The organism is Sphingomonas sp. (genome assembly GCF_036387535.1).
GTDB lineage: Bacteria > Pseudomonadota > Alphaproteobacteria > Sphingomonadales > Sphingomonadaceae > Sphingomonas_R.
The window spans coordinates 17,682-41,793 of the sequence record NZ_DASVTO010000152.1; the positions used below are offsets into that span (position 1 = coordinate 17,682).

Genomic DNA, 24,112 nt, shown 5'->3' on the forward strand with positions numbered 1-24,112 from the left:
CGCTCGACAACCGCGTGGGTGACGTTAGCATGCCGGTTCGGCGCGCTGGCACGGATCCGTGCCGCCGTCGCCGAACGGGGTATGCGTGATGGCGGTGGGTTTGCGTTCCGGCTTGCTGCTTGGCACCGCATTGCTGGCGACGGCATGCGGTGGGGGAGGCGGCGGTGGCGGTGGTGTGACCAGCACGCCCGCGCCGCCGGTCGCCACCAGCCCGCCGGTGACGCAGCCCGACCCGATCACCCCGACGCCGGCGCCGACACCAACCCCGACACCCACGCCCACGCCTACACCCTCGGCGAACAACAACACACCGGAATATCAACGATCCGCGGGCGCTGCGCAGGCCAGCGCCATCACCGCTTATGATCGTGGCACCACCGGCGCAGGTATCGTGGCCGGGATCATCGACAGCGGAATCGATGCCGGCAGTACGGAATTTGCCGGGCGGATCAGCGCGGCGTCGGCCGATCTGGTGGGATCGCGCGGATTGCAGGACGAATCGGGTCATGGGACCGCGGTGGCGGCGGTGCTGGGCGCGGCGCGCAACGACGCCGGCCCGCTGGGGATCGCCTATGGCGCGACCCTGCTGGTGCTGCGCACCGACACGCCGGGCAGTTGCACCGGCACCGATGGCTGTTCCCACAATGACAGCGCGATCGCACGGGGGATCGATACGGCGGTGCAGAACGGCGCGCGCGTCATCAACATCTCGCTGGGTGGCGACGACGCGGGTGGCTCCGCGTTCCAGGCGGCGGTCGGGCGGGCGACCGCCGCCGGGACCATCATCGTGATGTCGGCGGGCAATGATCCCACACCCAACCCCGACGCGTTCGCCCTGATCGCGAACAGCGCCAACGCGCGCGGGCTGGTCATCATCGCCGGCGCCAGCAACCAGGCAGGGGACATCGCCGATTTCAGCGCGCGTGCCGGCAGCGGCAGCGCGAATTACCTGCTGGCGCTGGGCGAACGGGTGCGGGCGTTCGATCAGGCGGGCACCGCCTTTCTTTATTCCGGCACCTCCTTTTCCGCGCCGCTGATCTCCGGCGCGGTCGCGCTGCTGGCGCAGGCATTCCCGAACCTGACCGGCAAGCAGATCGTCGATATCCTCTATGCGACCGCAGCCGACCTGGGCGCGAGCGGCGTGGATTCGATCTATGGTCGTGGCCGGTTGGACCTGACCCGCGCGTTCCAGCCGCAGGGAACGACCATGGTCGCCGGTACGGCGGTGACGATCGCGGCGGCGAACAATGGCACCATGTCGGCCGCGATGGGCGATGCCGGGCGCAGCGGCACGGCGATATCGGCGGTGCTGCTCGATCGCTATGCGCGCGCGTATAGTTTGGATATCGGGCGGACGCTTTCGCATGCGGTCCCGCAGTCACGGCTGCTGCCGGCGCTGTCGGGGGGGGTGCGGAACGTGTCGGGGCGCATGCCGGGCGCGATGTTTGCGGTCACGATCGCATCGCGCGGGGCGGAGGTTGCGGTGGAACGACTGACCCTGGGGCGGGCCGACGCGGCGACCGCGCGGGCGACCGCGGGGATGGTGGCGACACGGATCGGCCCTGACCTGACCGTCGGTGCAGGATTTGCCCAGGGCGCGGAGTCGATCGCCCGCACGATGAGCGACCGTGATGGATCCCCCTTTCTGGTAGCGGGCGATCCCCGCGAGACCGCCGGTTTCCAGCAGCGGATCGGATCCAGCGTCGCGGTGCGGCGGCGGATCGGGCGGGCGGGTCTGACGCTGACCGCGGAGCAGGGCGACGCGCTGGTACCCGGGCGGGTCGGGCTGCGTTCCCGCTATGATCGGTACGGCTATGTCAGCATGGGGGCCGCCGTCGATCGCAGCTTTGGCGCGGTGACGCTGACCGCGGGCCTGTCGCGGCTGGAGGAGGACGCGACGATCCTGGGTGGACAGTTCGCCACCGCGCTGGGCGGCGGCGGTGCGCGTAGCGACTTCGTCGACCTGTCGGTGCGGCAGGAATGGCCCGCGGGCTGGACATTGGCGGGAACATGGCGGCGCGGCCGGACCCGCGGGCAGGCCAGCGGGCTTGCGCAGACGGGCGCGCGGCTGTGGAGCGCGGCCTGGAGCGTGGAGGTCATGAAGACGGGCCTGGTGACGCGCGGCGATCGGGCCGGGTTGCGGGTGGCACAGCCGCTGCGGGTGGCGCGCGGCGGCATCGATCTCGCGCTGCCGGCCGGCTATGATTATGCCACCGGGGTGACCGGAACCACGATCCAGCGGCTCGGCCTCGCGCCGGATGGGCGCGAACTCGATGTCGAGGGCAGTCTGGCGCAGGCGCTGCTTGGCGGGTGGCTGTCGACCAACCTCTACTGGCGGCGTGATCCGGGAAATTGGGCGGACCTGCCGCCCGAGATCGGCGGCGCATTGCGGTTCTCGCTGGCGCTCTGACCGCGTCGGCCGTCAGACGGTGAAACTTTCCCCGCAACCGCAGGCGCCCTTGGCGTTGGGATTCGCGAACACGAAGCCAGCGGTGAAATCGTCCTCGATCCAATCCATGGTCGATCCGATCAGGTACAGGATCGACCCACCATCGACGTAGAGCACGCCGCCGGGCGTCTCGATCCGTTCGTCCATCGGATCGGCATTCGCGACATAATCGACCGAATAAGCGAGGCCCGAACAGCCGCGGCGCGGGGTCGACAGCTTGACCCCGATACTCCCGTCCGGCGCGCGCGCCATCAGGTCGGCGATGCGCGCATGCGCCGATGCGGTCAGGGTCAGCGCAGCGGGACGGGCGCGGAGCGTGGTGGCCATTACAGCATTCCCAGTTCGAGTTTGGCTTCGTCCGACATCTTCTGCGGATCCCAGGGCGGATCCCAGACCAGATTGACCTCGGCCGATCCGACACCGGGTACGGCTCCTACCCGCATCTCGACCTCGCCCGGCATCGATTCCGCGACGGGGCAGTTGGGCGTGGTCAGCGTCATCGACACCACGACATGATCGTCGACGACATCGACGCCGTAGATCAGGCCGAGATCGTAGATGTTGACCGGGATTTCCGGGTCGTAGATTTCCTTCAGCGCCTCGATCACCATATCATAGGTCTGGCCGCCGGGCTCACCGGGCGCGATTTCCGCCGGCTTCTGCGTCAAAAAGCCTTCGAGATAGTCGCGCGGACGATCCTCGACCGCATCCGTCACCCGCGCGCGGGGCGGCGGGGGTGGAGCCTGGTCCAGCTGTTCGGTCCTGATATCGTCGTTCACCCGAAGATCCTCGTCACCCGTTCCAGCCCGCGCACCAGCGCATCGACATCGGCCAGGCCGTTATAGACGCCGAAGCTGGCGCGCGCGGTGGCCGATACGCCAAGATGCGCCATCAGCGGCTGACAACAATGATGCCCGGCGCGGATCGCGACCCGCTCCTCGTCCAATATGGTGCCGACATCGTGCGGATGCACCCCCCGCACGTCGAAGCTGACGATCCCCGCGGCATCCCCAGGGCCGAACAAGGTGATGCTGTTCAGCGTCGACAGCCGGTCGCGCGCGGCGGTCACCAGCGCGGTTTCGTGCGCATGGATCGCGTCCAGCCCGATCGCGTCGACATAGTCGATCGCGGCATGAAGCCCCAGCGCCCCGACGATGTGCGGGGTGCCCGCCTCGAACCGGCCCGGCGGGGGGGCGTAGGTGGTGCCGGAGAAGGACACCGTGTCGATCATCGCACCGCCGCCCTGCCAGGGTGGCATCTCGCCAAGAATATCGGCACGCGCCCACAGCACGCCGATGCCGGTGGGGCCGTAGAGCTTGTGCCCGGAAAAGACGTAGAAGTCGCAGTCGAGCGCCTGCACATCGACCGCGACCCGCGCGACCGACTGGCACCCGTCGATCAGGATCTTCGCCCCCACGGCATGCGCCAGATCGGCGGCGCGGCGCGCGTTGAGGACGGAGCCGAGCACGTTCGAGACATGGGCGAGTGCGACCAATTTGTGCTGCGGGGTCAGCATCGCCTCCACCGCGTCGAGGTCGATGTGGCCGTCCGCAGTGAGCGGAGCGACGTCGATGACCGCGCCGGTGCGATCCGCCAGCAGCTGCCACGGCACGATATTGGCATGATGTTCGAGCTGGCTGAGCAGGATGCGGTCGCCGGGCTTGAGCGTCCGGCCCCAGCTGTTCGCGACCAGGTTGATCGCCTCGGTCGCACCGCGGACATAGACGATCTCGTCCGCGCTGGCCGCACCGAGGAAGCGCGCGATCCGGGCGCGCGCGGCTTCATAGGCCAGGGTCATGTCGGCCGAGCGCTGATAGACACCGCGGTGGACGGTGGCATAGGTTTCGGCATAGCCGCGGGCGATCGCGTCGATCACGACCTGCGGTTTCTGCGCGGTGGCGGCGGTATCGAGATAGGCCCAGCCGTCGGGGATCGCAGGGAAATCCGCGAGCACGTCGAGCGGTGCCGTTCCCCTCTCCGCCCACAAGAGGGCGGGGCCCACCGACTCTTGGCGATGGGAGGGTGATTGTGATTGGATGGCGCGCGTGTCGCCCTCACCCTTCTCTCGCCCGGTGGGAGAGGGGTTGGTCATGACTCCGCTCCCAGCCACAGATCGGCGGCGGCGCGAAACGCCTCGCGCACTGCTTCATCGTCGATGCCGTCGAGCGCGTCGCCGACGAAGGCGCGGGTGAGGAGCGCGCGGGCAGGCTGTGGCGGGACGCCGCGGCTGGCGAGATACCAGAGCGCCTGCGCGTCCAGTTCGCCGACGGTGGCGCCGTGCGCGCATTTCACGTCGTCGGCGAAGATCTCCAGTTCGGGCTTCAGATTGATGGTGGCGGTGCGGCGGAGCAGCAGGCCACGCAGCGATTGCTCGCCATCGGTCTTCTGCGCATCGCGCGCGACCTCGACCCGCGCGGCCAGGCTGGCGGTGGCGCGATCGTCGGCGACCGCACGCCAATGCTGACGGCTGACCCCGTCCAGCGCGGCATGGCGGACGACGACGGCGGCGTCGTGCCGCTGCTGATCGCGGGCGAGCAGTGCGCCGCCATAGGCGACATGCGCGGCATCGCCGGTGAGGGTCAGCGCCGCGTCGATGCGGGTGCCGGCATCGCCGAGCGCGAGCAGGGTGGCGGCGAGATGCGCACCGGCCGCCGCCGTCGCGGTTTCGCGCAGCGCGGTGAAGCCGCTCGCCTGCATCAGCCGGACATGGCGGTCGAGGCGGGCATCGGTGCCGAGAACGATCTCGGTCAGCCGGTTCGACCAGCCGTCGCCGGCATGCGTCTCGACGATGCTGGCGCGGGCGCCATCGGCCAGCATGATCCGCGCGGGGATATGATTGGCGCCGCCGGTGGCGATGTGGACGATTTCGATCGCGGCAGATCCGGTGTCGCCGGCGGGAACCGACAGCGTCCAGCCGTCCTGGCCGGTGGCGAGTTGCCCGAGCGGATGATCGCTGGCGATCGCAAGCGGGCCGAGCATGACCGGACCGGGGGCGCTGTGCGCGGCGTCATAGCGGCCGTCGACGAACAGCAGGCGCAGGCCGCCGGTGCCGATCCAATATGGCGAGGGATCGACCGGGCCGTGGCCGGGTATCTGCGCCGCCAGCGCGGGCAGGGCGGACAGGTCCGACCAGCGCCAGGCCTCGTCGCGGGGGTTGGGGAGGGCGAGGGTCATGCTGTTCCCTTGCATATCCCCGCGCAAGCGGGGACCCAGGTCGGAGCGCGGAGCTGGGCGCCGGCGTTTGCGGGGGAACGGAGCGGCTGCACCATCACGCCGCGATCCCCGCATAGCCTTCACGTTCCAGGTCCAGCGCGAGGTCGGCGCCGCCGGAGCGGACGATGCGGCCATCGGCCAGGACATGCACGAAATCCGGGCGAACATAATCCAGCAGCCGCTGATAATGGGTGATCAGCAGCACCGCCTTGTCGGGCTTGCGCATGATGCGGTTGATGCCGTCGCCGACGATACGCAGCGCGTCGATGTCGAGCCCGCTGTCGGTCTCGTCGAGGATGGCGAGCGCGGGGTCGATGATTCCCATCTGGACCATTTCGTTGCGCTTCTTCTCGCCGCCGGAAAAGCCGACATTCACCGGCCGCTTCATCATGTCCATGTCGAGGCCGAGCCCATCGGCCTGCTCGCGCGCGATCTTGAGGAAGGCGCCGCCGGACAGTTCCGCTTCGCCGCGGCCCTTCTTCTGCGCGTTGAGCGCGGTGCGCAGGAACTGGACGTTCGAGATGCCGGGAATCTCGACCGGATATTGGAAGCCGAGGAACAGGCCGGCGGCGGCACGTTCGTGCGGCGCCATGTCGAGCAGGTCCTTGCCCTGGAAGGTTACCGATCCGGCGGTGACCTCATAGCCGGGGCGGCCGCCCAATACATAGGCCAAGGTCGATTTGCCGGCGCCGTTCGGCCCCATGATCGCGTGGATCTCGCCCGCGTTCAGGCTGAGCGTCAGACCCTTGAGGATGGACTTGCCGTCGACTTCGGCGTGGAGGTTTTCGATCTTCAGCATCAATACGTCATTCCGGCGAAGGCCGGAATCCAGGTCCGGCGGTTGGTACGGGATCCCGGCCTGCGCCGGGATGACGGGGAGGGGGTTAGCCCACACTCCCCTCAAGCGAGATTCCCAAGAGCTTCTGCGCCTCGACCGCGAACTCCATCGGCAGCTGCTGCAGCACTTCCTTGGCGAAGCCGTTGACGATCAGGCCGACCGCGCTTTCGGGGTCGAGACCGCGCGACATGGCGTAGAACATCTGGTCGTCGCTGATCCGGGAGGTGGTCGCCTCATGTTCGATCTGCGCCGAGGGATTCCGCACCTCGATATAGGGGATGGTGTGCGCGCCGCAGCGGTCGCCGAGCAGCAGCGAGTCGCACTGCGTGAAGTTGCGTACCCCCTCCGCGGTCGGCCCGACACGGACGAGGCCGCGATAGGTGTTGTCGGAGCGGCCGGCGGAAATGCCTTTGGCGACGATCGTCGAACGGCTGCCCTTGCCGAGATGGATCATCTTGGTGCCGGTATCCGCCTGCTGCCGGTTGTTGGTGACCGCGACCGAGTAGAATTCCCCGACGCTGTTCTCGCCCGCCAGCACGCAGGATGGATATTTCCAGGTCACCGCAGAGCCGGTTTCGACCTGGGTCCAGCTGACCTTGCTGTTCTTGCCCTGGCACAGTGCGCGCTTGGTGACGAAATTATAAATGCCGCCCTTGCCGTCGGCATCGCCCGGATACCAGTTCTGGACGGTGCTGTACTTGATCTCGGCATCGTCGAGCGCGATCAGCTCGACGACGGCGGCGTGCAGCTGATTCTCGTCGCGCATCGGCGCGGTGCAGCCTTCCAGATAGGAAACGTAGCTGCCCTTGTCGGCAACGATCAGCGTGCGTTCGAACTGGCCGGTGTTGGCGGCGTTGATCCGGAAATAGGTGCTCAGCTCCATCGGGCAGCGCACGCCTTCCGGGATGTAGACGAAGGTGCCGTCCGAGAAGACCGCCGCGTTCAACGCCGCGAAGTAGTTGTCGTGCGCGGGGACGACCTTGCCCAGCCATTGCCGCACGAGATCGGGAAATTCGCGCACCGCCTCTGAAATCGAGCGGAAGATGACGCCGGCCTTCTCCAACTCGGCGCGGAAGGTGGTGGCGACCGATACGCTGTCGAATACCGCATCGACGGCGATCCGGCGTGGCGGCTCCGCGCCTTCGACCCCGGCGAGCAGCTTCTGCTCCTCGATCGGGATACCCAGCTTTTCATAGACGCGCAGAATTTCGGGATCGACCTCGTCCAGGCTGCCGAGCTTCGGCTTCTCCTTGGGCGCGGCATAATAATAGGCGTCCTGATAATCGATCGGCGCGATGTTCAGCTTGGCCCAGTCCGGCGACTCCATCGTCAGCCACCGGGCATAGGCCTTCAGCCGCCAGTCGAGCATCCATTGCGGCTCGCCCTTCTTTGCGGAAATGAAGCGGACCGTGTCTTCGCTCAGCCCCTTTGGCGCGAAATCCTGTTCGATGTCGGACACGAAGCCATATTTGTAGACCGAGGCTTCCTCGACCGCGTCATGGGCTTCGCGATTGCGGACGTCCGTCATGCTCTTGCTCCTGCCAGGGCCGCGAGCGAAACACCGCCCAGCGCACCCTTCACCGCTGCGTTTACGGCCGACCAGTGCGGCTTGACCTGGCACGCGCCTTCCAGCGCGCAGTCATGCCGGCCCTCGTCGACACAGGCCGTCATCGCGATCGGCCCCTCCACCGCCTCCACGATCTCCGCCAGGCTGATATCCGCTGGCGCGCGCGCCAGCAGGAAACCCCCGCCGGTGCCGCGGGCCGAGGTCAGCAGGCCGGAAGCGGCGAGCCGCCCCATCAGCTTCTGGGTCGTCGGCAACGGCACGCCGGTTTCGTCCGCCAGCGTCGTCGCCGACAGCCGTTCGCACGTCGGCCGACGGGCGGCGGCGGTCAGGATGACGACGGCATAATCGGCAAGGGAGGAGAGTCGCACCTGCGTCCAATCGGAGTGAATCGGTAGGATTGGCAGATAGGGCTTTTGCGCGCGCGATCAAGCGCGCCGAATGTCGTCGACGCGCTTAAAATCCGGGACGCGCAGGTCGTTCGCGAACAGCGGCGGGACGGAGCGGCACGATGCCTGCCCCGTCCCGCGCGATCCTACTGCACGCGCTTGTAGTTGAGCAGCTCGTCGCCGGTCAGCCGCACGACATGCAGGACGTTGGTCGAACCCGGGGTGCCGAACGGGACGCCCGCCATCACGATGATCCGGTCGCCGGCGCGTGCAAAGCCATGGCGCAGTGCCATGCGCTTCGATTTGGCGACCATCGCCTCGAAACTGTCGACATCGCGCGTGAGGACCGCATGCGCCCCCCAGAGCAGGCCGAGCCGTCGTGCCGCCTCCGGCGACGGCGTCAGCACCAGCAGCGGGACCGACGGACGTTCCCGCGCCACCCGGCGGGCGGTGGAGCCCGAGGTGGTGAAGCAGATGATCGCCTTTGCACCGACCGTGGTCGCAATGTCAGTCGCCGCCGCCGCCAGCGCATCGGCGGTGGTGGGGTCCGCCGGGGTTTCGGTGAAATGGATGCGCGCATGATAGCCGGGATCCGCCTCCACCGAAACCGCGATCTTGTCCATCATCGCGACCGATTCCTCCGGCCAGTCGCCGGCGGCGCTTTCGGCGGACAGCATGACCGCATCGGCGCCATCATAGATGGCGGTGGCGACGTCGGACACCTCCGCCCGGGTCGGCGTGGGCGCGCGGATCATCGATTCGAGCATCTGGGTCGCGACGACGACCGGCCGGCCGAGTCGGCGGGCGGTTTCCACAATGTGTTTCTGCAGGCGCGGCACCTCCTGCGGCGGCATTTCGACACCCAGGTCACCGCGCGCCACCATCACCGCATCGGCCAGTTCCAGGATCTCCTCCAGCCGGTCGACCGCGGCCGGCTTCTCGATCTTGGCAAGCAGCAGGGCCTTGCCACCGATCAGGCGCCGCGCCTCCGCGACGTCCTCCGGCCGTTGCACGAACGACAGCGCGATCCAGTCGGCACCCTGTTCCAGCGCGAAGGCGAGATCACGGCGATCCTTTTCGGTCAGCGCCGCCATCGGCAGCACGACATCGGGGACGTTCAGCCCCTTGCTGTTCGACAGCGCGCCGCCGACCTCGACCACCGTATCGATCCGGTCGGGGGTACAGGCGGTGACGCGCAGCACCAGCTTGCCATCGTCGAGCAGCAGGCGCGCGCCAACCTCGATCGCCGCGAAAATCTCCTTGTGCGGCAAGGAGACGCGTGTCGTGTCGCCCGGTGTCGGATCGCGATCCAGCGCGAACGGATCGCCGGTCTTCAGCGCTACCAGGCCATCCGCGAAGCTGCCGACCCGCAGTTTCGGTCCCTGAAGATCGAACAGGATCGTGCTGGGACGTCCGAATTCCTGTTCCAGGTCCCGGATGGCGGCGATTACCGCCGCCTTGTCCGCATGGGCGCCATGACTCATGTTGATGCGGAACGCATCGGCGCCGGCCAGGTACAGTTTGCGAATCATGTCCCGGCTGGCGCTGGCGGGACCAAGGGTCGCGAGCACGCGAACCTTGCGGGCGCGCGCATGGGCGCGAATGGCGGTCGTTTCGGCCAAGACGATCTATCCTTCTTCGTCTACGGAGTATGGGGGACTAGGCCAGTATCGGCGCGGAGCAAAGAATGGAGTTTCAATTGCCTGATAAAAGCATTCCGGACGCTGTCGCGGCGGCGGCATTCCACCGGCTCGTCGCGCATCTGCGCCACCGCACCGACGCGCAGAATGTCGACATCATGGGTCTGGCCGGCTTCTGCCGCAACTGCCTGGGCGACTGGGTGGCGGAGGCGTCCGACGGCACCCTGACGCGCGAGGAAGGCCGCGCGGCGGTCTACGGCATGCCCTATGCCGAATGGAAGGCAGCGCATCAGCAGCCCGCGACGCCGGAACAGATCGCGCGGATGGAGGCGAGCCTGAAGTTGAATCCGTGAAGCGCCACCCCGAGTCCCGCCCTTGATCGTAACGGCGTCCACCTTCTAGGAGCGGCAGCTTCAAATCTTGACCGGGGAGACTGACCATGGGTGACGACAATGTCGCCGCCGACCAGCTGCGGCTGTTCATCGAACGCATCGAACGGCTGGAGGAAGAGAAGAAGGGCATGTCCGACGACATCAAGGACGTCTATCTGGAGGCCAAGAGCCAGGGATTTGTGCCGGCCACGATGAAAACCATCGTGCGGCTGCGCAAGATGGAGAAGGATGCGCGCGACGAGATGGACGCGCTGCTCGAAACCTATCGCAACGCGCTGGGTCTGCACTGATATCGGATGAGGGACATCGGGGGCGGATCGGCATGACGCCAGGCGTTCGGCGGCAACGACGGGGCACCGGCGACTGGATCCAGCTGATGTTGGCAGAGGCGCGGGGGGTGCCGCCGGGATATTGGGTGATGTCCGGGCTGGTGGTGATCGGCATCACGTTGATGCGGGTCGCGACCGCCGGATCCGCGGCCATGGGAGCCGACGTCGTACAGGCGCTGGCGCTGATCCTGATGACCTATGTCCTGTACCGCGCCGCGGTGCCGGTGCGGCCGGTGGTGCGGATAGGGCCGCCGCTGATCCGGTTCGGGGCGGCGTGGATCGCGGCGATCCTGTTCACGCTCGTTCCCCTGGCAATCGCGCGGGCGTTGTTGCCGGCGGGGGCCAGGCTGGCGGATCTCTGGTTGTGGGCGTTCGTGGCGACGACCATCGCCAATCTGGTCCTGCTGCCGCTGGCGCCCTGGATCGCGGCGCTCGCGATCGGCGATCGGCAGATCGGGCCGGGCGGCGGCTGGCGGCTGCTGCGGCGGCAGTTCGGGTCCTTTGCCGGGGCCTATCTGGCGGTGGTCAGCCCCTGTTTCGCGGTCCACCTGATGCTGACGATGCTGCTCGACGACCCCGCGTCGACGCTGTCGGGAACGGCGCTGATCGCGGTCGTGTTCGTCGATTCGGCGGCATCGCTGGCGCAATTGGTGCTGAGCGTGGCGCTGGGCACCGCGGCGTGGCGGTTGCGCGAGGGCAAGCCAGCACGCTAGACGCCGCTTTTCCGCAATTTCAAGGCGAGCAGCCCGCACATGGCCGGCCATTCCAAGTTCAAGAACATCATGCACCGCAAGGGTGCGCAGGATAAGAAGCGCTCCTCGCTCTTTTCCAAGCTGAGCCGGGAAATCACGGTGGCCGCCAAGTCCGGCCTGCCGGATCCCGACATGAACGCCCGACTGCGTTCCGCCGTCATTGCGGCACGCGCGCAATCGATGCCGAACGACAATATCCAGCGCGCGATCAACAAGGCGAGCAGCAGCGATTCGGAAAATTACGAGGAAATCCGTTACGAAGGCTTTGGCCCCGGCGGCGTGTCGCTGATCATCGAGACGCTGACCGACAATCGCAACCGCACCGTGACCAACGTCCGCACCGGCATGGCCAAGAATGGCGGCAATCTGGGCGCCAGCGGATCGGTGAGCCATGGGTTCGACCGGATGGGCCTGATTTCCTACCCCGCCAAGGCCGGCACGCCCGACGCCGTGTTCGAGGCGGCGCTGGAAGCGGGCGCGGAGGATGTGCAATCGTCCGAGGACGGGCACGAAATCTGGACTGCGCAGGGCGACCTGCACGAAGTCGCCAAGGCGCTGGAGCCGGTGCTGGGTGAGGCCGAAGGCGCGAAGCTCGCCTGGCGCCCGCAGACGATGGTGACCGTGGGCGAAGCCGATGCCGCCACGCTGATGAAGCTGATCGACGTGCTGGATGATGATGACGACGTCCAGACGGTGTGGGGCAATTACGACGTGCCCGAGGATGTGATGGAGAAACTGGGCGGATGAGTTTTCGCCGCCCCGATCGCGGCAGGGGATTGGAGCGGTTTCGCGTGCGTTCGCCGGGCGCACCACAATGATCCTGCTCGGCCTTGATCCCGGTCTCGGCACCACCGGCTGGGGGATCATCGCGGCGGAGGGCAACCGGCTCAGCCATGTCGCCAATGGCCAGATCCGGACCGAGCCGGCAATGCAGCTGCCGCGACGGCTGACCCTGTTGTTCGAGGCGCTGGGGGCGGTGATCGCGACGTACCGGCCGGGCGGGGCGGCGGTGGAGGAGGTGCTGGGCAACAGCAATGCGCAGTCGACGCTGAAGCTGGGACAGGCGCGCGGCGTGGTGTTGCTGGCGGCGGCCACCGCCGGTGTCGCGATCGGCGAATATCATCCGAGCATCGTCAAGAAAGCGGTGGTAGGGACCGGCGGTGCCGACAAGAAACAGATCCAGGCGATGATGGCGCACCTGTTGCCCGGCGTGAAGCTGAGCGGTCCCGATGCGGCCGATGCGCTGGCGGTGGCGATCACGCACGCGCATCATCTGGCCAGCGCGCGGGCGCTGGCGCGGCGCGTGGTGCCGACATGATCGCGCGGCTGACCGGCCTGCTCGCGGAAAGCGCGGCCGACCATGCGGTGATCGACGTGGCCGGTGTCGGCTATCTGGTGTGGATGTCGGCGCGCGCGCTCGGCGTGATCGGGCCGGTCGGTGGGCAGGTGACGGTGTTCACCGAATTGCAGGTCCGCGAGGATGCAATGACCCTTTACGGCTTTGCCAGCGGCGCCGAGCGCGACTGGTTCCGGTTGCTGACGTCGGTGCAGGGCGTCGGCGGCCGGGTGGCGCTGGCGATCCTGTCGGTGCTCGATCCGGTCGAACTGGTCCGGGCGGTGGCGGCGGGCGACAAGGCGATGGTCGCGCGCGCCAATGGGGTCGGGCCGAAACTGGCGATCCGGATCGTCACCGAACTGAAGGACAAGACCGGCGGCATCGTGCTCGGCCCGGGCGTCACCGCGCCGCAGCCGAAGGGATCGGCCGCAGGCGACGCGCTGTCGGCGCTTGCCAATCTGGGGTTCCGGCCGGTCGAGGCATCGGCGGCGGTGACCGCGGCGGAGGAGGAACTGGGGCCGGGCGCCACGCTGGACGCGCTGGTGCGGCTGGCGTTGAAGAAGGCGGCGCGGTAAACATCGCACGTTCGAGGAGAGTCGCATCGTGCACGTCACCGCCATATTAACCCGGGCCGAAGATGGTTTCGTCGCTTATAATCCCGAGACGGGTACGACGACGCAGGGCGATACGCTGGAGGCGGCGTTGTCCAATTTGCACGAGGCGGTGGTCCTCTACCTGGAGGAGTTTCCAATGACGTTCGGAGCGGCGCCACTCATCACGACTTTTGCTGTGGCGGATGCCTAGTCTGCCGGTCCTGTCGGGACAGGAGATCATACGCATCTTGGAACGGTTGGGCTATGTCAGGGTGCGGCAGCGCGGGAGCCATGTGGTGATGCGGCGCGACAGCTCAGGCTGCGTGGTTCCTCTGCACAACGAGGTCAAGGCGGGAACGCTCGGCGGGATCCTTCGGCAGGCGGGACTGACCGCGGACATATTCATCGCGGCCATCCGCTGAGATGGATTCCAATCCTTTGCTTTCCACCGCCCGCCGACCCGAGGATGTCGATGCGGCGTTGCGTCCCAAGTCGCTAGACGATTTCGTGGGGCAGAAGGCGGCACGGGAAAATCTGCGGGTGTTCGTGTCGGCCGCGAAGGGGCGGGGTGATGTGCTGGACCATGTGCTGTTCTTCGGGCCGCCGGGGCTCGGCAAGACCACGCTGGCGCAGATCGTGGCGCGGGAGATGGGCGTGGGGTTCCGGGCGACATCCGGGCCGGTGATCGCCAAGTCGGGCGATCTGGCGGCGCTGCTGACCAATCTGGAAGATGGCGACGTCCTGTTCATCGACGAGATCCACCGGCTGAATCCGGCGGTGGAGGAGGTGCTGTACCCGGCCATGGAGGACCGGGCGCTCGACCTGATGATCGGCGAAGGCCCGTCGGCGCGGTCGGTCAGGATCGACCTGCCGCGCTTCACGCTGGTCGGCGCGACGACGCGGCAGGGATTGCTGACGACGCCCTTGCGCGACCGGTTCGGGATTCCGATCCGGCTGCAATTCTATACGGTCGAGGAACTGGAGCGGGTGGTGACGCGCGCCGCCGGGTTGCTGGGCATGGCGATTTCGGCGGACGGTGCGGTGGAGATCGCCCGGCGCGCGCGCGGTACGCCGCGGATCGCCGGGCGGCTGCTGCGGCGGGTCCGCGACTTTGCCGATGTCGCGGGCGCGCCGGTGGTGGATGCGAAAGTCGCGGATGTGGCGCTCACCCGGCTGGAGGTCGATTCGCTGGGGCTGGACGCGATGGACCGGCGTTACCTGATGATGATCGCCGATATCTATCGCGGCGGACCGGTGGGGGTGGAGACGCTGGCCGCGGGCCTCAGCGAACCGCGCGACACGATCGAGGAAGTGATCGAACCCTATCTGATCCAGCTCGGGCTGGTGGCGCGGACCGCGCGCGGACGCTGCCTCAATTCCCGCGCCTGGGGACATATCGGACTGCCCGAACCGGAGGGAAGCATCGTGCAGGGCGGCTTGTTCGAGGGGTAGCGGCGTGGAAACGGGTTGTCTCGCGCGCACAAGCCGTTAGACCGCGCGGCAATGGTTAACGACGATCTCGATCGGCCCTATGCGGGCGGGTTCATCGGACAGGCGCATCATTTTGCGGTGCGGGTGTATTTCGAGGATACCGACCTGACCGGGGTGGTCTATCACGCCAATTATCTGCGCTACATGGAACGCGCGCGGTCGGATATGCTGCGCAGCGCCGGGATCGACCAGCGCGCGGCGCACGAATCCGGGGTGGGCGCCTATGCGATATCCGAACTGGCGATCCGTTACCGCCGCCCTGCGCGGCTGGACGATGCGTTGCGGATCGTCAGCTTGGTGTTGCGAGTCGGCGCGGCGTCCTGCGTCATTCACCAGACAGTCATGCGGGGTGACGAAGATCTGGCGGAGGCGGAGGTGACCGCGGCCTTCCTGTCGCCGGAGGGGCGCCCGCGGCGGCAGCCGCGCGATTGGATCATGATTTTCGAACGGCTGACCGAGCGGCCAACTGGGAGCGACACGACCGCATGACTGGTATCGAAGTAGCGGCGAACGGATCGATGCTGTCGCCCGTCACCCTGTTCCTGCAGGCGGACATCATCGTGAAGACGGTGATGATCGGCCTGACCATCGCCAGCATCTGGACCTGGGCGATCATCATCGGCCACGGGCTGAAGCTGCGGCGCGTCGGGGCGAAGTCGGACGCGTTCGAGCGCGATTTCTGGAAAGCCGAGGATATTGACCGGCTGTATGACGGCGCGGGCAAGGAAGATCTGCCGTCGGCCCGGATCTTTTCCGCCGGGGTCAGCGAATGGCGGCGGTCGACCGCCGCCAAGGTGGTCGACCGCGAAGGCACGCGCGCCCGGCTCGCCACCGCGATGGCCGCGTCGGTCGGGGCGGAGATGGACCGGCTCTACGACCGCATTTCCATCCTCGCGACGATCGGATCGGTGGCGCCGTTCGTCGGGCTGTTCGGGACGGTGTGGGGGATCATGCGCGCCTTCACCGATATCGCCGGGCAGCAATCGACCAATTTGGCAGTGGTGGCGCCGGGCATCGCAGAGGCGCTGTTCGCGACCGCGCTGGGCCTGTTCGCGGCGATCCCGGCGGTCATCGCCTATAACCGGCTGACGCATCACCTCAACCGGTTCGAGGCGAAGCTGAACCGCTTCGCGGACGGGTTTCATGCGACGTTGAGCCGGGAACTGGAAGCGTGAGGGGGGGTAGAAACAACCCTCCCCTCCCGGGAGAGGGAGGGGCCGGCGGCGTCAGCCGTGGGAGGGTGCGGCCGATCGCCTTTTCCCCTGACGCGCCCTCACCCTCCCATGCGCAAGCGTGCATGGGGCCCTCCCTCTCCCGGTGGGAGAGGGGATAGTCATGGCGATGGGTCCCATATCCGGGCGCGGGTCCAAGGGCCGGCGCGCGCCGATGGCGGAGATCAACGTCACGCCGCTGGTCGACGTGATGCTCGTGCTGCTCATCATCTTCATGGTGACGGCACCGCTGTTGACCGCGGGCGTGCCGGTGGAATTGCCGGACAGCCGCGCCGGCGCGCTGGAACAGGAGCAGGAGCCGCTGCAATTGTCGCTCGACGGGCAGGGGCGGATCTTCATCGGGGAGACGCCGGTGTCGGATGCCGCGTTGCCGGACCGGCTGGCGCGGGCGGCGGCTGACGGGGCAGGCAAGGATCCGCCGCAGGTGTTTCTGCGGGCCGATCGCACGCTGGACTATGGCCGCGTGATGAAGGTGATGGGCGAACTCAACAAGGCGGGGCTGAACAAGGTCGCGCTGGTGACGGTCGGCGCGGACACGCCGGCGGCCGCGCGCTGATCCGATGACCATGGAACGGTCGGAAAGGGCCGGGCTCGGCATCGCGATCGTGGCGCATGCCGCCTTGCTGGCGGTGCTGTCGCTGGGATTGCTGACGCCCAAGCCCGTGCCGAAGCCGGTCAGCGACACGATCGACATCCAGTTCGCGGACGAGGTGGGGCTGGTATCCGGTGCCCCCGATCCGGCAAGCGAAGCGCCGGCGACATCGCAGGCCCCCGAAACGGGTAAGCCGGAAGAAGCCGCGGCGGCCGCGTCCGAACCGACGCCGGCGCCGCCGGAACCCCGCCCAACGCCGCCGCCCGCGCCGAAACCAAGTCCCACGCCGGTGAAGACGCCGACGCCCCCCGCCCCGCCGCCAAAGCCGAAACCGGTCCCGAAACCCACCCCCACCCCAAAGCCGGTTCAGAAACCCGCGCCGAAGCCCGCACCCGCACCCGCCAAGCCAAGCCCGGCGAAGCCGACGCCCGCCAAGCCCGCGCCGGCCAAGGCCGCAGCCGACCGTGTCACCCCCGCCAAGGCTGCGCCGGCCCGATCCGCACCCGCGAAGAGCGCGGCGGGCAGCGCGTCGGACTCCGCCGCCAAGACGGGCGCCGGCAGCGGGCGCAAGACCGCGGGCGCGGCGCTGGGCGATGACTTCCTGAAGGGGATCAGCCCGGAGAAGAGCGACAGCAAGACCCAGGCCCCGCGCGCCGCGACGGTGAGCGCGAATCAGATGGCGGGGCTGGTCGGTGCGATCCAGCGGCAGTTGCTGCCCTGCGCCGATCGCCGATCGAGTCCGGGGCCGGGATCGAACCGGATCGTGACGCGGATGCGGTTGCAGTTCCGCAAGGATGGGTCGCTGGCAAGCGCGCCGACCGTGCTGGGTCAGACCGGCACCGACGACGAAAACGCCCGCTATGCCACCCGGGTCGGGGAACTGGCGATCGGCATCGCGCGCGAATGTTCGCCGTTGAAACTGCCGCCCGAACTCTATCAGGTCGGAAACGGGCAGGGCTGGAACGATATCGTGATACGGTACAAGCTGCCGGGATGAGGAACGAGATGAGAGCCAAGTTTCTGACGCTGATCGCGCTGCTGTCCACCGGTGCCGCCGGTGCGCAGGTGCCGGCCCCGGCACCCGCAGCGCCGGCCGCGGCGGGGCAGGCGTCCGGCCCGCTGGAGGTGGATGTGGTCGGCGGTATTTCCGCGCCGATGCCGATTGCGGTGCCGGTGATGCCGACGCCGACGGGCGCGGCAACCCCGGCCGGCGACACTGCGTCGCTCGGGCGGCAGGTCGCGGACATCGTGACCAACGACCTGCGCAATTCGGGCCTGTTCACCCCGCTGGTCGGATCCGCGTTGCGGCCGGTGTCGTTCGCGCAGGTGACCGCACCGGATTTTCCGGGCTGGGGCAGCACCGGTGCGCAGGCGCTGGTCCAGGGTTTCGTCCAGGCCAATGGCGACGGCACGCTGACCGTGGGCTGCTATTTGTACGACGTGTTTGCGCAGACCGAACTGGCGCGGCAAGGCTTTGTCGTGCCGCCGGCGCAGTGGCGGCGCGCCGCGCATAAATGCGCGGATACGGTCTATACCCGGCTCAGCGGCGAGGGCCCGTATTTCGACAGTCGCGTCGTCTATGTTTCCGAAACGGGCCCGAAGACGCGGCGGGTGAAGCGGCTGGCGGTGATGGACCAGGACGGGGCCAATCACCGGTTCCTGACCAACGGCCGATCGATCGTGCTGACGCCGCGGTTCGCACCCAACCAGCAGACGATCACCTATATGTCGTTCGAGAATGATCGCCCGCGTATCTATGTCTACGACATGGGCAGCGGCAAGCAGCGGCTGGTGGTGGATCAGCCGAACATGACGTTCGCGCCGCGCTTCTCGCCCGACGGTCGCTCTATCGTGTTTTCCATGTCGGTGAACGGCAATACCGATATCTACCGCGTGGCGACCGGCGGCGGCGCGCCGCAGCGGCTGACGACGTCGCCGGGCATCGATACGGGTGCCAGCTATTCCCCGGACGGCGCGCGGATCGTGTTCGAAAGCGACCGGTCGGGCGGGCAGCAGCTCTATGTGATGAACGCCGACGGATCGGGGCAGAACCGGATCAGCTTCGGCGGCGGGCGATATGGCACGCCGGTATGGAGCCCGCGCGGCGACCTGATCGCGTTCACCAAGATCAGCGGCGGGTTCCGGATCGGTACGATGACGCCCGGCGGCGGCAACGAGACGATCCTGACCAATGCGTGGCAGGATGAGGGGCCGAGCTGGTCCCCCAATGGCCGCGTCATCCTGTTCTTCCGGACCGGGCAGGGCAGCGGCAAGGCCGACCTGTGGTCGGTCGACCTGACCGGCAAGAATCTGCGTCCGGTGCCGACGCCGCTGGATGGATCCGATCCTGCGTGGGGGCCGTTGCTGCCCTGACGCACCCGCTTACCATCACGACAGTGACGCGGCCGGAGCGGGGCCGCCGACGATCAAGGGAGACGATCATGAACCATCTGACGAAATATGCGCTGGCCGGTGCCATGTTGATCGCGGTCGCCGGATGCGCGAAGAAGAAACCCGCCACGCTGCCGCCGGCACCGGCGGGAACGGGTATGACGGATGGCGGTGCAGGTAGTGCCGGTGCGGATACCGGCATGGGATCCACGACCGTACCCGGCAGCCGCGCCGATTTCATCGCGCAGGCCGGTACCGACACGGTGCTGTTCGGGACCGACAGTTCGGATGTCGACAGCGAGGCGCAGGCGATCCTCCTGCGTCAGGCGCAGTGGTTGCAGAAGAACCCGAATGTGCGTGTCACGGTGGAGGGGCATTGCGACGAGCGCGGCACCCGCGAATATAATCTCGCGCTGGGCGACCGTCGCGCCAATTCCGCCAAGAACTTCCTGGCGTCGAACGGTGTCTATGCGGCGCGGATCTCGGTCATCAGCTATGGCAAGGAACGGCCGGCGGCGACCGGTTCGGACGACGCGGCCTATGCGCAGAACCGCCGTGCGGTAACGGTGGTGCCGGTCGGGGCCAACGGTTCGTTCTGAACCCGGAGAGCCGCTTTCTGTCGGGAAGGATGCCCATCCTGCCCGCAGAAGAGCGGCCGGGTCATTCGCCGCCCAGTACGAAATCCCGCAAGGCGCGGGCATCGTGGAGCGCGTTGTGCGGCACCTTGCTGTTGCGCGCGGTCGAGAAGCCGGGGGTGCGCAGATATTCGAAGCGCAGCCCCGGCAGGTCGACGACATCGGTCGCGGCGGGCATGAGCAGGCGGCAGAACAGCGCGATGTCCTCCGGCCAGTCGGCGACGATGACCGGATCGGGATCGGTGCGGAGATAGGCGGCGATATCGTGCGCGGCGGCGATCCGGTCTAGTTCCGTGTGGAGCAACGCGGGCACGCTGCGCAGATAGGGCAGAACATGGCGCGCGACCCACGGCTCCGGTGGATCCGGCAGCGGGAGGATGACCGCGTAATAATCATCATCGCCATATTCCGCCGCCAGCCCGACGCTGATCAATTCCCCGCCAAAGCCGTTGAATTCGGTATCCAGGAAATAGCGCATGTCAGCCGCGGCGCCGGCGCGGCAGCCGCGACGGATCGGGGGTGGCGCCGCCTAGCGCCTCATCGAGCAGTTGCGCCAGCCGCAGGCCGCCGCGCGCGACCTGGCGCCGGAGCAGCGGGATGTCGCGCGTGATCGCGTCGGGCATCAATGTCGGCCGGCCGGCGGGTTGCGGGCCACAGCCGTCACCGCCGAGCAGATCGGCATAGGCCTGCTGCGCGACCGTCCAGCTTTCACGCGACCAGTCGGCGACGCTGCCGGCCACGGCAGCCCGGCGCTCTGCCGGCGACAGTTCGGACAGGATCCCGAGCGAGCCGCCGGGCGGCGTCGAGATGGCGCGATCGGCCAGCAGCCCGTCCCAGACGGTGTGCAGGTTCCGCTTGCCCGCCATCACCCCGTAATTGGCGGGTTGATCATTGCCGCCGCGGTCGCTGCGGTCGCCGGCGTGGAGCGGCTGGTGGAGATCGCCGACAAAGTGGACGAGGAACGCGAACGCCTCGACCCGGTCGCGGGTCGGCAGGCTGCGATCTTGGAGCATGCGGGTGGCGCGTTCGATCTGGGCCGACACGCAATTGCCATCGGCACAGGCGGCCTTGATGTCGAACGGCTTGCAGATGTCGGCATTCTGATAGTGCCAGCTATAGGCGTAGCTGAAGCGGTCACCGAGCGGCTTGATGCAATCGGCCCAGGTGCTGGCATCCTCGATCGACCGGATCGGACAGGTCGGCGTGCGGAGGGTCGGCGATTGCGCGATCAGCCGGCGGATCGCGGCACGGGTGCGGGGCGTGACCTGCGCCATGGCGATCGTGGCGACGGTGCGGTGGCCATAATCCCACCAGGCGAAGGCGGGGCTGGTGGCGGTCAGCGCCAGGAACAGGGCAATGATGCGATACAGGCGACTCATGAGCGCCCCGCTACGCCTGTCGCGCAGGAAAGGCGAGGGCGGGGTTCCGGAAGCGAGCCCTGTCCTACTCGTCGCCGTAGATCGCGACCTCGGGCGTGGTGTCATGCGTGGCGATGGCGCGGTACATGCCCGGAGTGTTGAACGCCCAGCCGCCCGATCCATCCGGGCTGACAACGATGACGCCGCCCTTGCTGCCGATGTCACCCAGTTCGCCGATCAGCATGTCGGCCGCGTCCTCGATGCTGCAGCCCGACAGGCGGACGCGCGCGGCGATTTCATGCGCGACGCCAAGCCGGATGAAATATTCGCCCGCGCCGGTGCAGGAGATGGCGGCGGCGCGATCGTCGGCATAGGTACCGGCGCCGATCAGCGGGCTGTCGCCGATCCGGCCCCATTTCTTGGCCGTGAGCCCACCGGTGGAGGTGGCGGCGGCGACATGGCCGGCCCCGTCGACCGCGACGGCGCCCACCGTGCCATATTTCATGCCGATGTCGAACGGCCCGTCCGGATCGGCGAGCAACTCGTCAAGCTGACGGCGGCGTTCGGCAATCGCGAACCAGTCCTGATCGGCCTGTTCCAGGCCATGATCGCGGGAAAAGGCATCGGCCCCGGTCCCGGCGAGCAGGACATGCGGACTGCGTTCCATCACCGCCCGCGCGAGCACGATCGGATGGCGGGTGGCGGTGGCACCGGCGACCGCGCCGGCATTGCGGTCCCGCCCGTCCATGATCGCGGCATCGCATTCGATGCGGCCGTCCGCGGTGAAGACCGATCCGCGGCCGGCGTTGAAGGCGGGATCATCCTCCAGCACGCGGATCGCCGCCTCGACCGCGTCGAGCGCGCTGCCCGATGCAGCGAGGACCGCAGTGCCGGCGGCGAGCGCGGCGTGCAACCCGGCGCGCCCGGCAGCATCGGCCTCCGGCGACAGCGTGTGGCGGGTCATCGATCCGGAGCCGCCGTGCAGGACCAGCGTCCAGGAGGGGGTATCGGTGGTCATGGGGTCTGCTCTGCTTTCCGCGGGTGACGCTGTGCGCGTGTTGCTCTATATAGCGGGCACTGCAACCATCCGGGAAATATCATGTCCCTCCGTCCCTGGCGCGATATTGCGCGCCGTCCGTCGCGCCAGATCATGGTGGGCAAGGTGCCCGTCGGGGGCGATGCGCCGGTGTCGGTGCAGACGATGACGAACACGCCGACCACCGATGTTCGGGCGACCGTGGACCAGATCCGGCGGTGCGAGGATGTCGGTGTGGATATCGTTCGGGTCTCCGTGCCGGACGAGGCATCGTCCGCGGCGCTGAAGCAGATCGTGCGCGCGGCCAAGGTGCCGATCGTCGCCGATATCCATTTCCACTACAAGCGCGCGCTGGAGGCAGCGGACGCGGGGGCGGCGTGCCTGCGGATCAACCCGGGCAATATCGGATCGAGTGCGCGCGTGGCCGAGGTGGTGCGCGCGGCCAAGGCCAATGGCTGTTCGATCCGGATCGGGGTGAATGGCGGCAGCCTGGAACGCGATCTGCTGGAAAAATATGGCGAACCATGCCCCGACGCGCTGGTCGAAAGCGCGATGGATCATATCAAGCTTCTGCAGGATCATGATTTTCACGAATATAAGGTCGCGGTGAAGGCATCCGACCTCTTCCTGGCGGTGGCGGCCTATCAGCAACTGGCGGAGCAGGTGGACTGTCCGCTGCACCTGGGCATCACCGAAGCCGGCGGGCTGATCGGCGGGACCGTCAAGTCGGCGATCGGGATGGGATCGTTGCTGTGGTACGGGATCGGCGACACGATCCGCGTATCGCTGTCCGCCGAACCCGAAGAAGAGGTCCGTGTCGGTTACGAGATCCTGAAGGCGCTGGGTATCCGGACGCGCGGCGTGCGCGTGGTGTCCTGCCCCTCCTGCGCGCGGCAGGGTTTCGACGTGATCCGCACGGTGGAGGCGCTGGAGGCACGGTTGAGCCATATCGCGACGCCGTTGTCGCTGTCCGTGCTGGGTTGCGTCGTCAACGGCCCCGGCGAGGCGCGCGAGACGGACATCGGGCTGACCGGCGGCGGGGCGGGCAAGCATATGGTGTATCTGTCGGGCGTGACCGATCATACCGTGCAGGATGAGGGGATGATCGACCACATCGTCCGCCTGGTCGAGGCGAAGGCGGCGGCGATCGAGGCCGCGGAGGCGGAAGCGGCGCTGGTACAGGCGGCGGAGTGAGCGTCGGAACGAGCGCCGGAGTCAGCGTACGGCGCGCCCGACCGGGTGACGTCGCCGCCATGCTGGCGTTGATCGTTGCGCTGGCGGTCTATGAGCGTGAACCGGATGCGGTGCACGCGACGGAGACATCGTTGCACGCCACGCTGTTCGGTGCCGATGCGCAGGTGTTCGCGCATGTCGCGGTGCTGGAAGAAACCGTTGTCGGTGTCGCGGTGTGGTTCCAGACCTATTCGACCTGGACCGGGCGGCCGAGCCTGTATCTGGAAGACCTGTTCGTCGCGGATGCCGCGCGCGGGACCGGGGTGGGCAAGGCGTTGTTCCGGGCGCTGGCACAGGAAGCGGCGGCCCGGAACTGCGCGCGAATCGACTGGGCGGTGCTCGACTGGAATGCGACGGCGGCGGGATTTTATGCGGCGCTGGGTGCGCGGCCCGCATCGGGCTGGCAGCCCTGGCGGCTGGAGGGAGCGGCGCTGGCGGCACTGGCAACGTAGCACGCCGCATTACCAGACAGAAAAGGGTGGCTGACCCGTCGATGAGCCACCCTGTTCGTGAGCATCCGCGATCAGGCGGCGACGTCGCCGCTGTCGCTGGCTTCCATTTCCGCGCGGGTGCGGCGGCGGCGGCGCGGCTTTTCCTCCGCGGGCGCGACATCGGCCGGTGCCGGGTCGGCCGCGGGGTTCGACAGAAA

At 67.9% G+C, this 24,112-nt stretch carries 29 protein-coding genes; 18 read left to right on the top strand and 11 right to left on the bottom strand.

Annotated elements, in window-relative coordinates:
• Nucleotides 1–88: 88 nt before the first annotated feature.
• A complete protein-coding gene (locus VF649_RS13915) occupies nucleotides 89–2,410 on the top strand; it encodes a S8 family peptidase (RefSeq protein ID WP_331012557.1) in 2,322 nt (773 codons plus the stop codon).
• Nucleotides 2,411–2,422: 12 nt separating this feature from the next.
• On the opposite strand, the gene VF649_RS13920 is transcribed toward VF649_RS13915, so the two are convergent.
• From VF649_RS13920 to pyk, 8 genes are all read right to left on the bottom strand, one after another.
• Nucleotides 2,423–2,776, bottom strand: a complete 354-nt coding sequence (locus VF649_RS13920; RefSeq protein ID WP_331012558.1) for an iron-sulfur cluster assembly accessory protein — start codon at nucleotides 2,774–2,776, stop codon at nucleotides 2,423–2,425.
• Entirely contained in the window at nucleotides 2,776–3,228 is a 453-nt protein-coding gene (locus VF649_RS13925) for an SUF system Fe-S cluster assembly protein (RefSeq protein ID WP_331012559.1), read from the bottom strand. Before VF649_RS13925 ends, VF649_RS13920 begins: the two co-directional genes overlap by 1 nt.
• Nucleotides 3,225–4,451, bottom strand: a complete 1,227-nt coding sequence (locus VF649_RS13930; RefSeq protein WP_331012560.1) for a cysteine desulfurase — start codon at nucleotides 4,449–4,451, stop codon at nucleotides 3,225–3,227. The genes VF649_RS13925 and VF649_RS13930 overlap by 4 nt, the downstream gene beginning before the upstream one ends.
• An 86-nt stretch (nucleotides 4,452–4,537) precedes the next feature.
• Nucleotides 4,538–5,830, bottom strand: a complete 1,293-nt coding sequence (locus tag VF649_RS13935) for a SufB/SufD family protein (protein WP_331012561.1) — start codon at nucleotides 5,828–5,830, stop codon at nucleotides 4,538–4,540.
• The gene (gene sufC / locus VF649_RS13940) at nucleotides 5,718–6,461 is read right to left on the bottom strand and encodes a Fe-S cluster assembly ATPase SufC (RefSeq protein ID WP_331012562.1); all 744 of its coding nucleotides are present in this window, start codon (nucleotides 6,459–6,461) and stop codon (nucleotides 5,718–5,720) included. Before sufC ends, VF649_RS13935 begins: the two co-directional genes overlap by 113 nt.
• An 85-nt stretch (nucleotides 6,462–6,546) precedes the next feature.
• Nucleotides 6,547–8,028, bottom strand: a complete 1,482-nt coding sequence (sufB, locus tag VF649_RS13945) for a Fe-S cluster assembly protein SufB (RefSeq protein WP_331012563.1) — start codon at nucleotides 8,026–8,028, stop codon at nucleotides 6,547–6,549.
• Nucleotides 8,025–8,435 carry an SUF system Fe-S cluster assembly regulator gene (locus tag VF649_RS13950; protein WP_331012564.1) on the bottom strand — a complete coding sequence of 137 codons (411 nt, stop codon included), beginning with the start codon at nucleotides 8,433–8,435 and terminating at the stop codon, nucleotides 8,025–8,027. The genes sufB and VF649_RS13950 overlap by 4 nt, the downstream gene beginning before the upstream one ends.
• A 164-nt stretch (nucleotides 8,436–8,599) precedes the next feature.
• A complete protein-coding gene (pyk, locus tag VF649_RS13955; RefSeq protein ID WP_331012565.1) occupies nucleotides 8,600–10,075 on the bottom strand; it encodes a pyruvate kinase in 1,476 nt (491 codons plus the stop codon).
• 77 nt (nucleotides 10,076–10,152) lie between these two features.
• Here pyk and VF649_RS13960 point away from each other — a divergent pair, with 77 nt between their 5' ends.
• The 15 genes from VF649_RS13960 to pal all read left to right on the top strand — a co-directional run bounded on the left by VF649_RS13960 (nucleotide 10,153) and on the right by pal (nucleotide 19,800).
• Nucleotides 10,153–10,446, top strand: a complete 294-nt coding sequence (locus VF649_RS13960; protein ID WP_414713685.1) for a DUF1244 domain-containing protein — start codon at nucleotides 10,153–10,155, stop codon at nucleotides 10,444–10,446.
• Nucleotides 10,447–10,532: 86 nt separating this feature from the next.
• The gene (locus VF649_RS13965; protein WP_331012567.1) at nucleotides 10,533–10,775 is read left to right on the top strand and encodes a DUF2312 domain-containing protein; all 243 of its coding nucleotides are present in this window, start codon (nucleotides 10,533–10,535) and stop codon (nucleotides 10,773–10,775) included.
• A 32-nt stretch (nucleotides 10,776–10,807) separates the two neighbouring features.
• Nucleotides 10,808–11,527 carry a hypothetical protein gene (locus tag VF649_RS13970; RefSeq protein WP_331012568.1) on the top strand — a complete coding sequence of 240 codons (720 nt, stop codon included), beginning with the start codon at nucleotides 10,808–10,810 and terminating at the stop codon, nucleotides 11,525–11,527.
• A 39-nt stretch (nucleotides 11,528–11,566) separates the two neighbouring features.
• Nucleotides 11,567–12,313, top strand: a complete 747-nt coding sequence (locus VF649_RS13975; protein WP_331012569.1) for a YebC/PmpR family DNA-binding transcriptional regulator — start codon at nucleotides 11,567–11,569, stop codon at nucleotides 12,311–12,313.
• 67 nt (nucleotides 12,314–12,380) lie between these two features.
• The gene (gene ruvC, locus VF649_RS13980; protein ID WP_331012570.1) at nucleotides 12,381–12,884 is read left to right on the top strand and encodes a crossover junction endodeoxyribonuclease RuvC; all 504 of its coding nucleotides are present in this window, start codon (nucleotides 12,381–12,383) and stop codon (nucleotides 12,882–12,884) included.
• Nucleotides 12,881–13,477 (top strand): Holliday junction branch migration protein RuvA, encoded by a 597-nt coding sequence (gene ruvA, locus VF649_RS13985; RefSeq protein WP_331012571.1) that lies wholly within the window; start codon nucleotides 12,881–12,883, stop codon nucleotides 13,475–13,477. The genes ruvC and ruvA overlap by 4 nt, the downstream gene beginning before the upstream one ends.
• Before the next feature lie 28 nt (nucleotides 13,478–13,505).
• A complete protein-coding gene (locus VF649_RS13990; protein ID WP_331012572.1) occupies nucleotides 13,506–13,706 on the top strand; it encodes a type II toxin-antitoxin system HicB family antitoxin in 201 nt (66 codons plus the stop codon).
• Nucleotides 13,699–13,917: a type II toxin-antitoxin system HicA family toxin gene (locus tag VF649_RS13995; protein ID WP_331012573.1), complete on the top strand. Its 219-nt coding sequence runs from the start codon at nucleotides 13,699–13,701 to the stop codon at nucleotides 13,915–13,917. Before VF649_RS13990 ends, VF649_RS13995 begins: the two co-directional genes overlap by 8 nt.
• 1 nt (nucleotide 13,918) lies before the next feature.
• Nucleotides 13,919–14,947, top strand: coding sequence for a Holliday junction branch migration DNA helicase RuvB (gene ruvB, locus VF649_RS14000; RefSeq protein ID WP_331012574.1), 1,029 nt, complete (start codon nucleotides 13,919–13,921; stop codon nucleotides 14,945–14,947).
• Between the two features lie 51 nt (nucleotides 14,948–14,998).
• Entirely contained in the window at nucleotides 14,999–15,475 is a 477-nt protein-coding gene (locus tag VF649_RS14005; RefSeq protein WP_331012575.1) for a YbgC/FadM family acyl-CoA thioesterase, read from the top strand.
• Nucleotides 15,472–16,161, top strand: coding sequence for a protein TolQ (gene tolQ / locus VF649_RS14010; protein ID WP_331012576.1), 690 nt, complete (start codon nucleotides 15,472–15,474; stop codon nucleotides 16,159–16,161). Before VF649_RS14005 ends, tolQ begins: the two co-directional genes overlap by 4 nt.
• A 160-nt stretch (nucleotides 16,162–16,321) precedes the next feature.
• On the top strand, nucleotides 16,322–16,774 hold the full coding sequence (gene tolR / locus VF649_RS14015) for a protein TolR (protein WP_331012577.1): 453 nt from the start codon (nucleotides 16,322–16,324) through the stop codon (nucleotides 16,772–16,774).
• A 10-nt stretch (nucleotides 16,775–16,784) separates the two neighbouring features.
• Nucleotides 16,785–17,807: a cell envelope biogenesis protein TolA gene (locus VF649_RS14020; protein WP_331012578.1), complete on the top strand. Its 1,023-nt coding sequence runs from the start codon at nucleotides 16,785–16,787 to the stop codon at nucleotides 17,805–17,807.
• Between the two features lie 8 nt (nucleotides 17,808–17,815).
• Entirely contained in the window at nucleotides 17,816–19,183 is a 1,368-nt protein-coding gene (gene tolB / locus VF649_RS14025) for a Tol-Pal system beta propeller repeat protein TolB (RefSeq protein ID WP_414713686.1), read from the top strand.
• A 68-nt stretch (nucleotides 19,184–19,251) separates the two neighbouring features.
• Nucleotides 19,252–19,800 (top strand): peptidoglycan-associated lipoprotein Pal, encoded by a 549-nt coding sequence (gene pal, locus VF649_RS14030; RefSeq protein WP_331012580.1) that lies wholly within the window; start codon nucleotides 19,252–19,254, stop codon nucleotides 19,798–19,800.
• Nucleotides 19,801–19,861: 61 nt separating this feature from the next.
• Here pal and VF649_RS14035 read toward each other — a convergent pair whose 3' ends face one another.
• The 3 genes from VF649_RS14035 to VF649_RS14045 form a co-directional block, all read right to left on the bottom strand.
• A complete protein-coding gene (locus VF649_RS14035) occupies nucleotides 19,862–20,314 on the bottom strand; it encodes a hypothetical protein (RefSeq protein WP_331012581.1) in 453 nt (150 codons plus the stop codon).
• A gap of 1 nt (nucleotide 20,315) precedes the next feature.
• Nucleotides 20,316–21,215, bottom strand: a complete 900-nt coding sequence (locus tag VF649_RS14040; protein WP_331012582.1) for a S1/P1 nuclease — start codon at nucleotides 21,213–21,215, stop codon at nucleotides 20,316–20,318.
• 64 nt (nucleotides 21,216–21,279) lie between these two features.
• Nucleotides 21,280–22,212 carry an isoaspartyl peptidase/L-asparaginase gene (locus VF649_RS14045; protein WP_331012583.1) on the bottom strand — a complete coding sequence of 311 codons (933 nt, stop codon included), beginning with the start codon at nucleotides 22,210–22,212 and terminating at the stop codon, nucleotides 21,280–21,282.
• Between the two features lie 81 nt (nucleotides 22,213–22,293).
• Here VF649_RS14045 and ispG point away from each other — a divergent pair, with 81 nt between their 5' ends.
• Nucleotides 22,294–23,424 (top strand): flavodoxin-dependent (E)-4-hydroxy-3-methylbut-2-enyl-diphosphate synthase, encoded by a 1,131-nt coding sequence (gene ispG / locus VF649_RS14050; protein WP_331012584.1) that lies wholly within the window; start codon nucleotides 22,294–22,296, stop codon nucleotides 23,422–23,424.
• Nucleotides 23,421–23,915: a GNAT family N-acetyltransferase gene (locus tag VF649_RS14055; protein ID WP_331012585.1), complete on the top strand. Its 495-nt coding sequence runs from the start codon at nucleotides 23,421–23,423 to the stop codon at nucleotides 23,913–23,915. The genes ispG and VF649_RS14055 overlap by 4 nt, the downstream gene beginning before the upstream one ends.
• The last annotated feature ends 197 nt before the right edge of the window (nucleotides 23,916–24,112 follow it).

What these genes read in the sequence shown, in the direction of transcription:
- VF649_RS13915 (WP_331012557.1), top strand. Translation starts at nt 89, where the DNA reads ATGGCGGTGGGTTTGCGTTCCGGCTTGCTGCTTGGCACCGCATTGCTG.
- VF649_RS13920 (WP_331012558.1), bottom strand. Translation starts at nt 2,776, where the DNA reads ATGGCCACCACGCTCCGCGCCCGTCCCGCTGCGCTGACCCTGACCGCA.
- VF649_RS13935 (WP_331012561.1), bottom strand. Translation starts at nt 5,830, where the DNA reads ATGTTCGCCCGGATTTCGTGCATGTCCTGGCCGATGGCCGCATCGTCC.
- sufC (WP_331012562.1), bottom strand. Translation starts at nt 6,461, where the DNA reads ATGCTGAAGATCGAAAACCTCCACGCCGAAGTCGACGGCAAGTCCATC.
- sufB (WP_331012563.1), bottom strand. Translation starts at nt 8,028, where the DNA reads ATGACGGACGTCCGCAATCGCGAAGCCCATGACGCGGTCGAGGAAGCC.
- VF649_RS13965 (WP_331012567.1), top strand. Translation starts at nt 10,533, where the DNA reads ATGGGTGACGACAATGTCGCCGCCGACCAGCTGCGGCTGTTCATCGAA.
- VF649_RS13970 (WP_331012568.1), top strand. Translation starts at nt 10,808, where the DNA reads ATGACGCCAGGCGTTCGGCGGCAACGACGGGGCACCGGCGACTGGATC.
- VF649_RS13975 (WP_331012569.1), top strand. Translation starts at nt 11,567, where the DNA reads ATGGCCGGCCATTCCAAGTTCAAGAACATCATGCACCGCAAGGGTGCG.
- ruvC (WP_331012570.1), top strand. Translation starts at nt 12,381, where the DNA reads ATGATCCTGCTCGGCCTTGATCCCGGTCTCGGCACCACCGGCTGGGGG.
- ruvA (WP_331012571.1), top strand. Translation starts at nt 12,881, where the DNA reads ATGATCGCGCGGCTGACCGGCCTGCTCGCGGAAAGCGCGGCCGACCAT.
- VF649_RS13995 (WP_331012573.1), top strand. Translation starts at nt 13,699, where the DNA reads ATGCCTAGTCTGCCGGTCCTGTCGGGACAGGAGATCATACGCATCTTG.
- ruvB (WP_331012574.1), top strand. Translation starts at nt 13,919, where the DNA reads ATGGATTCCAATCCTTTGCTTTCCACCGCCCGCCGACCCGAGGATGTC.
- VF649_RS14005 (WP_331012575.1), top strand. Translation starts at nt 14,999, where the DNA reads ATGGTTAACGACGATCTCGATCGGCCCTATGCGGGCGGGTTCATCGGA.
- tolQ (WP_331012576.1), top strand. Translation starts at nt 15,472, where the DNA reads ATGACTGGTATCGAAGTAGCGGCGAACGGATCGATGCTGTCGCCCGTC.
- tolR (WP_331012577.1), top strand. Translation starts at nt 16,322, where the DNA reads ATGGCGATGGGTCCCATATCCGGGCGCGGGTCCAAGGGCCGGCGCGCG.
- VF649_RS14020 (WP_331012578.1), top strand. Translation starts at nt 16,785, where the DNA reads ATGGAACGGTCGGAAAGGGCCGGGCTCGGCATCGCGATCGTGGCGCAT.
- tolB (WP_414713686.1), top strand. Translation starts at nt 17,816, where the DNA reads ATGAGAGCCAAGTTTCTGACGCTGATCGCGCTGCTGTCCACCGGTGCC.
- pal (WP_331012580.1), top strand. Translation starts at nt 19,252, where the DNA reads ATGAACCATCTGACGAAATATGCGCTGGCCGGTGCCATGTTGATCGCG.
- VF649_RS14035 (WP_331012581.1), bottom strand. Translation starts at nt 20,314, where the DNA reads ATGCGCTATTTCCTGGATACCGAATTCAACGGCTTTGGCGGGGAATTG.
- VF649_RS14040 (WP_331012582.1), bottom strand. Translation starts at nt 21,215, where the DNA reads ATGAGTCGCCTGTATCGCATCATTGCCCTGTTCCTGGCGCTGACCGCC.
- VF649_RS14045 (WP_331012583.1), bottom strand. Translation starts at nt 22,212, where the DNA reads ATGACCACCGATACCCCCTCCTGGACGCTGGTCCTGCACGGCGGCTCC.
- ispG (WP_331012584.1), top strand. Translation starts at nt 22,294, where the DNA reads ATGTCCCTCCGTCCCTGGCGCGATATTGCGCGCCGTCCGTCGCGCCAG.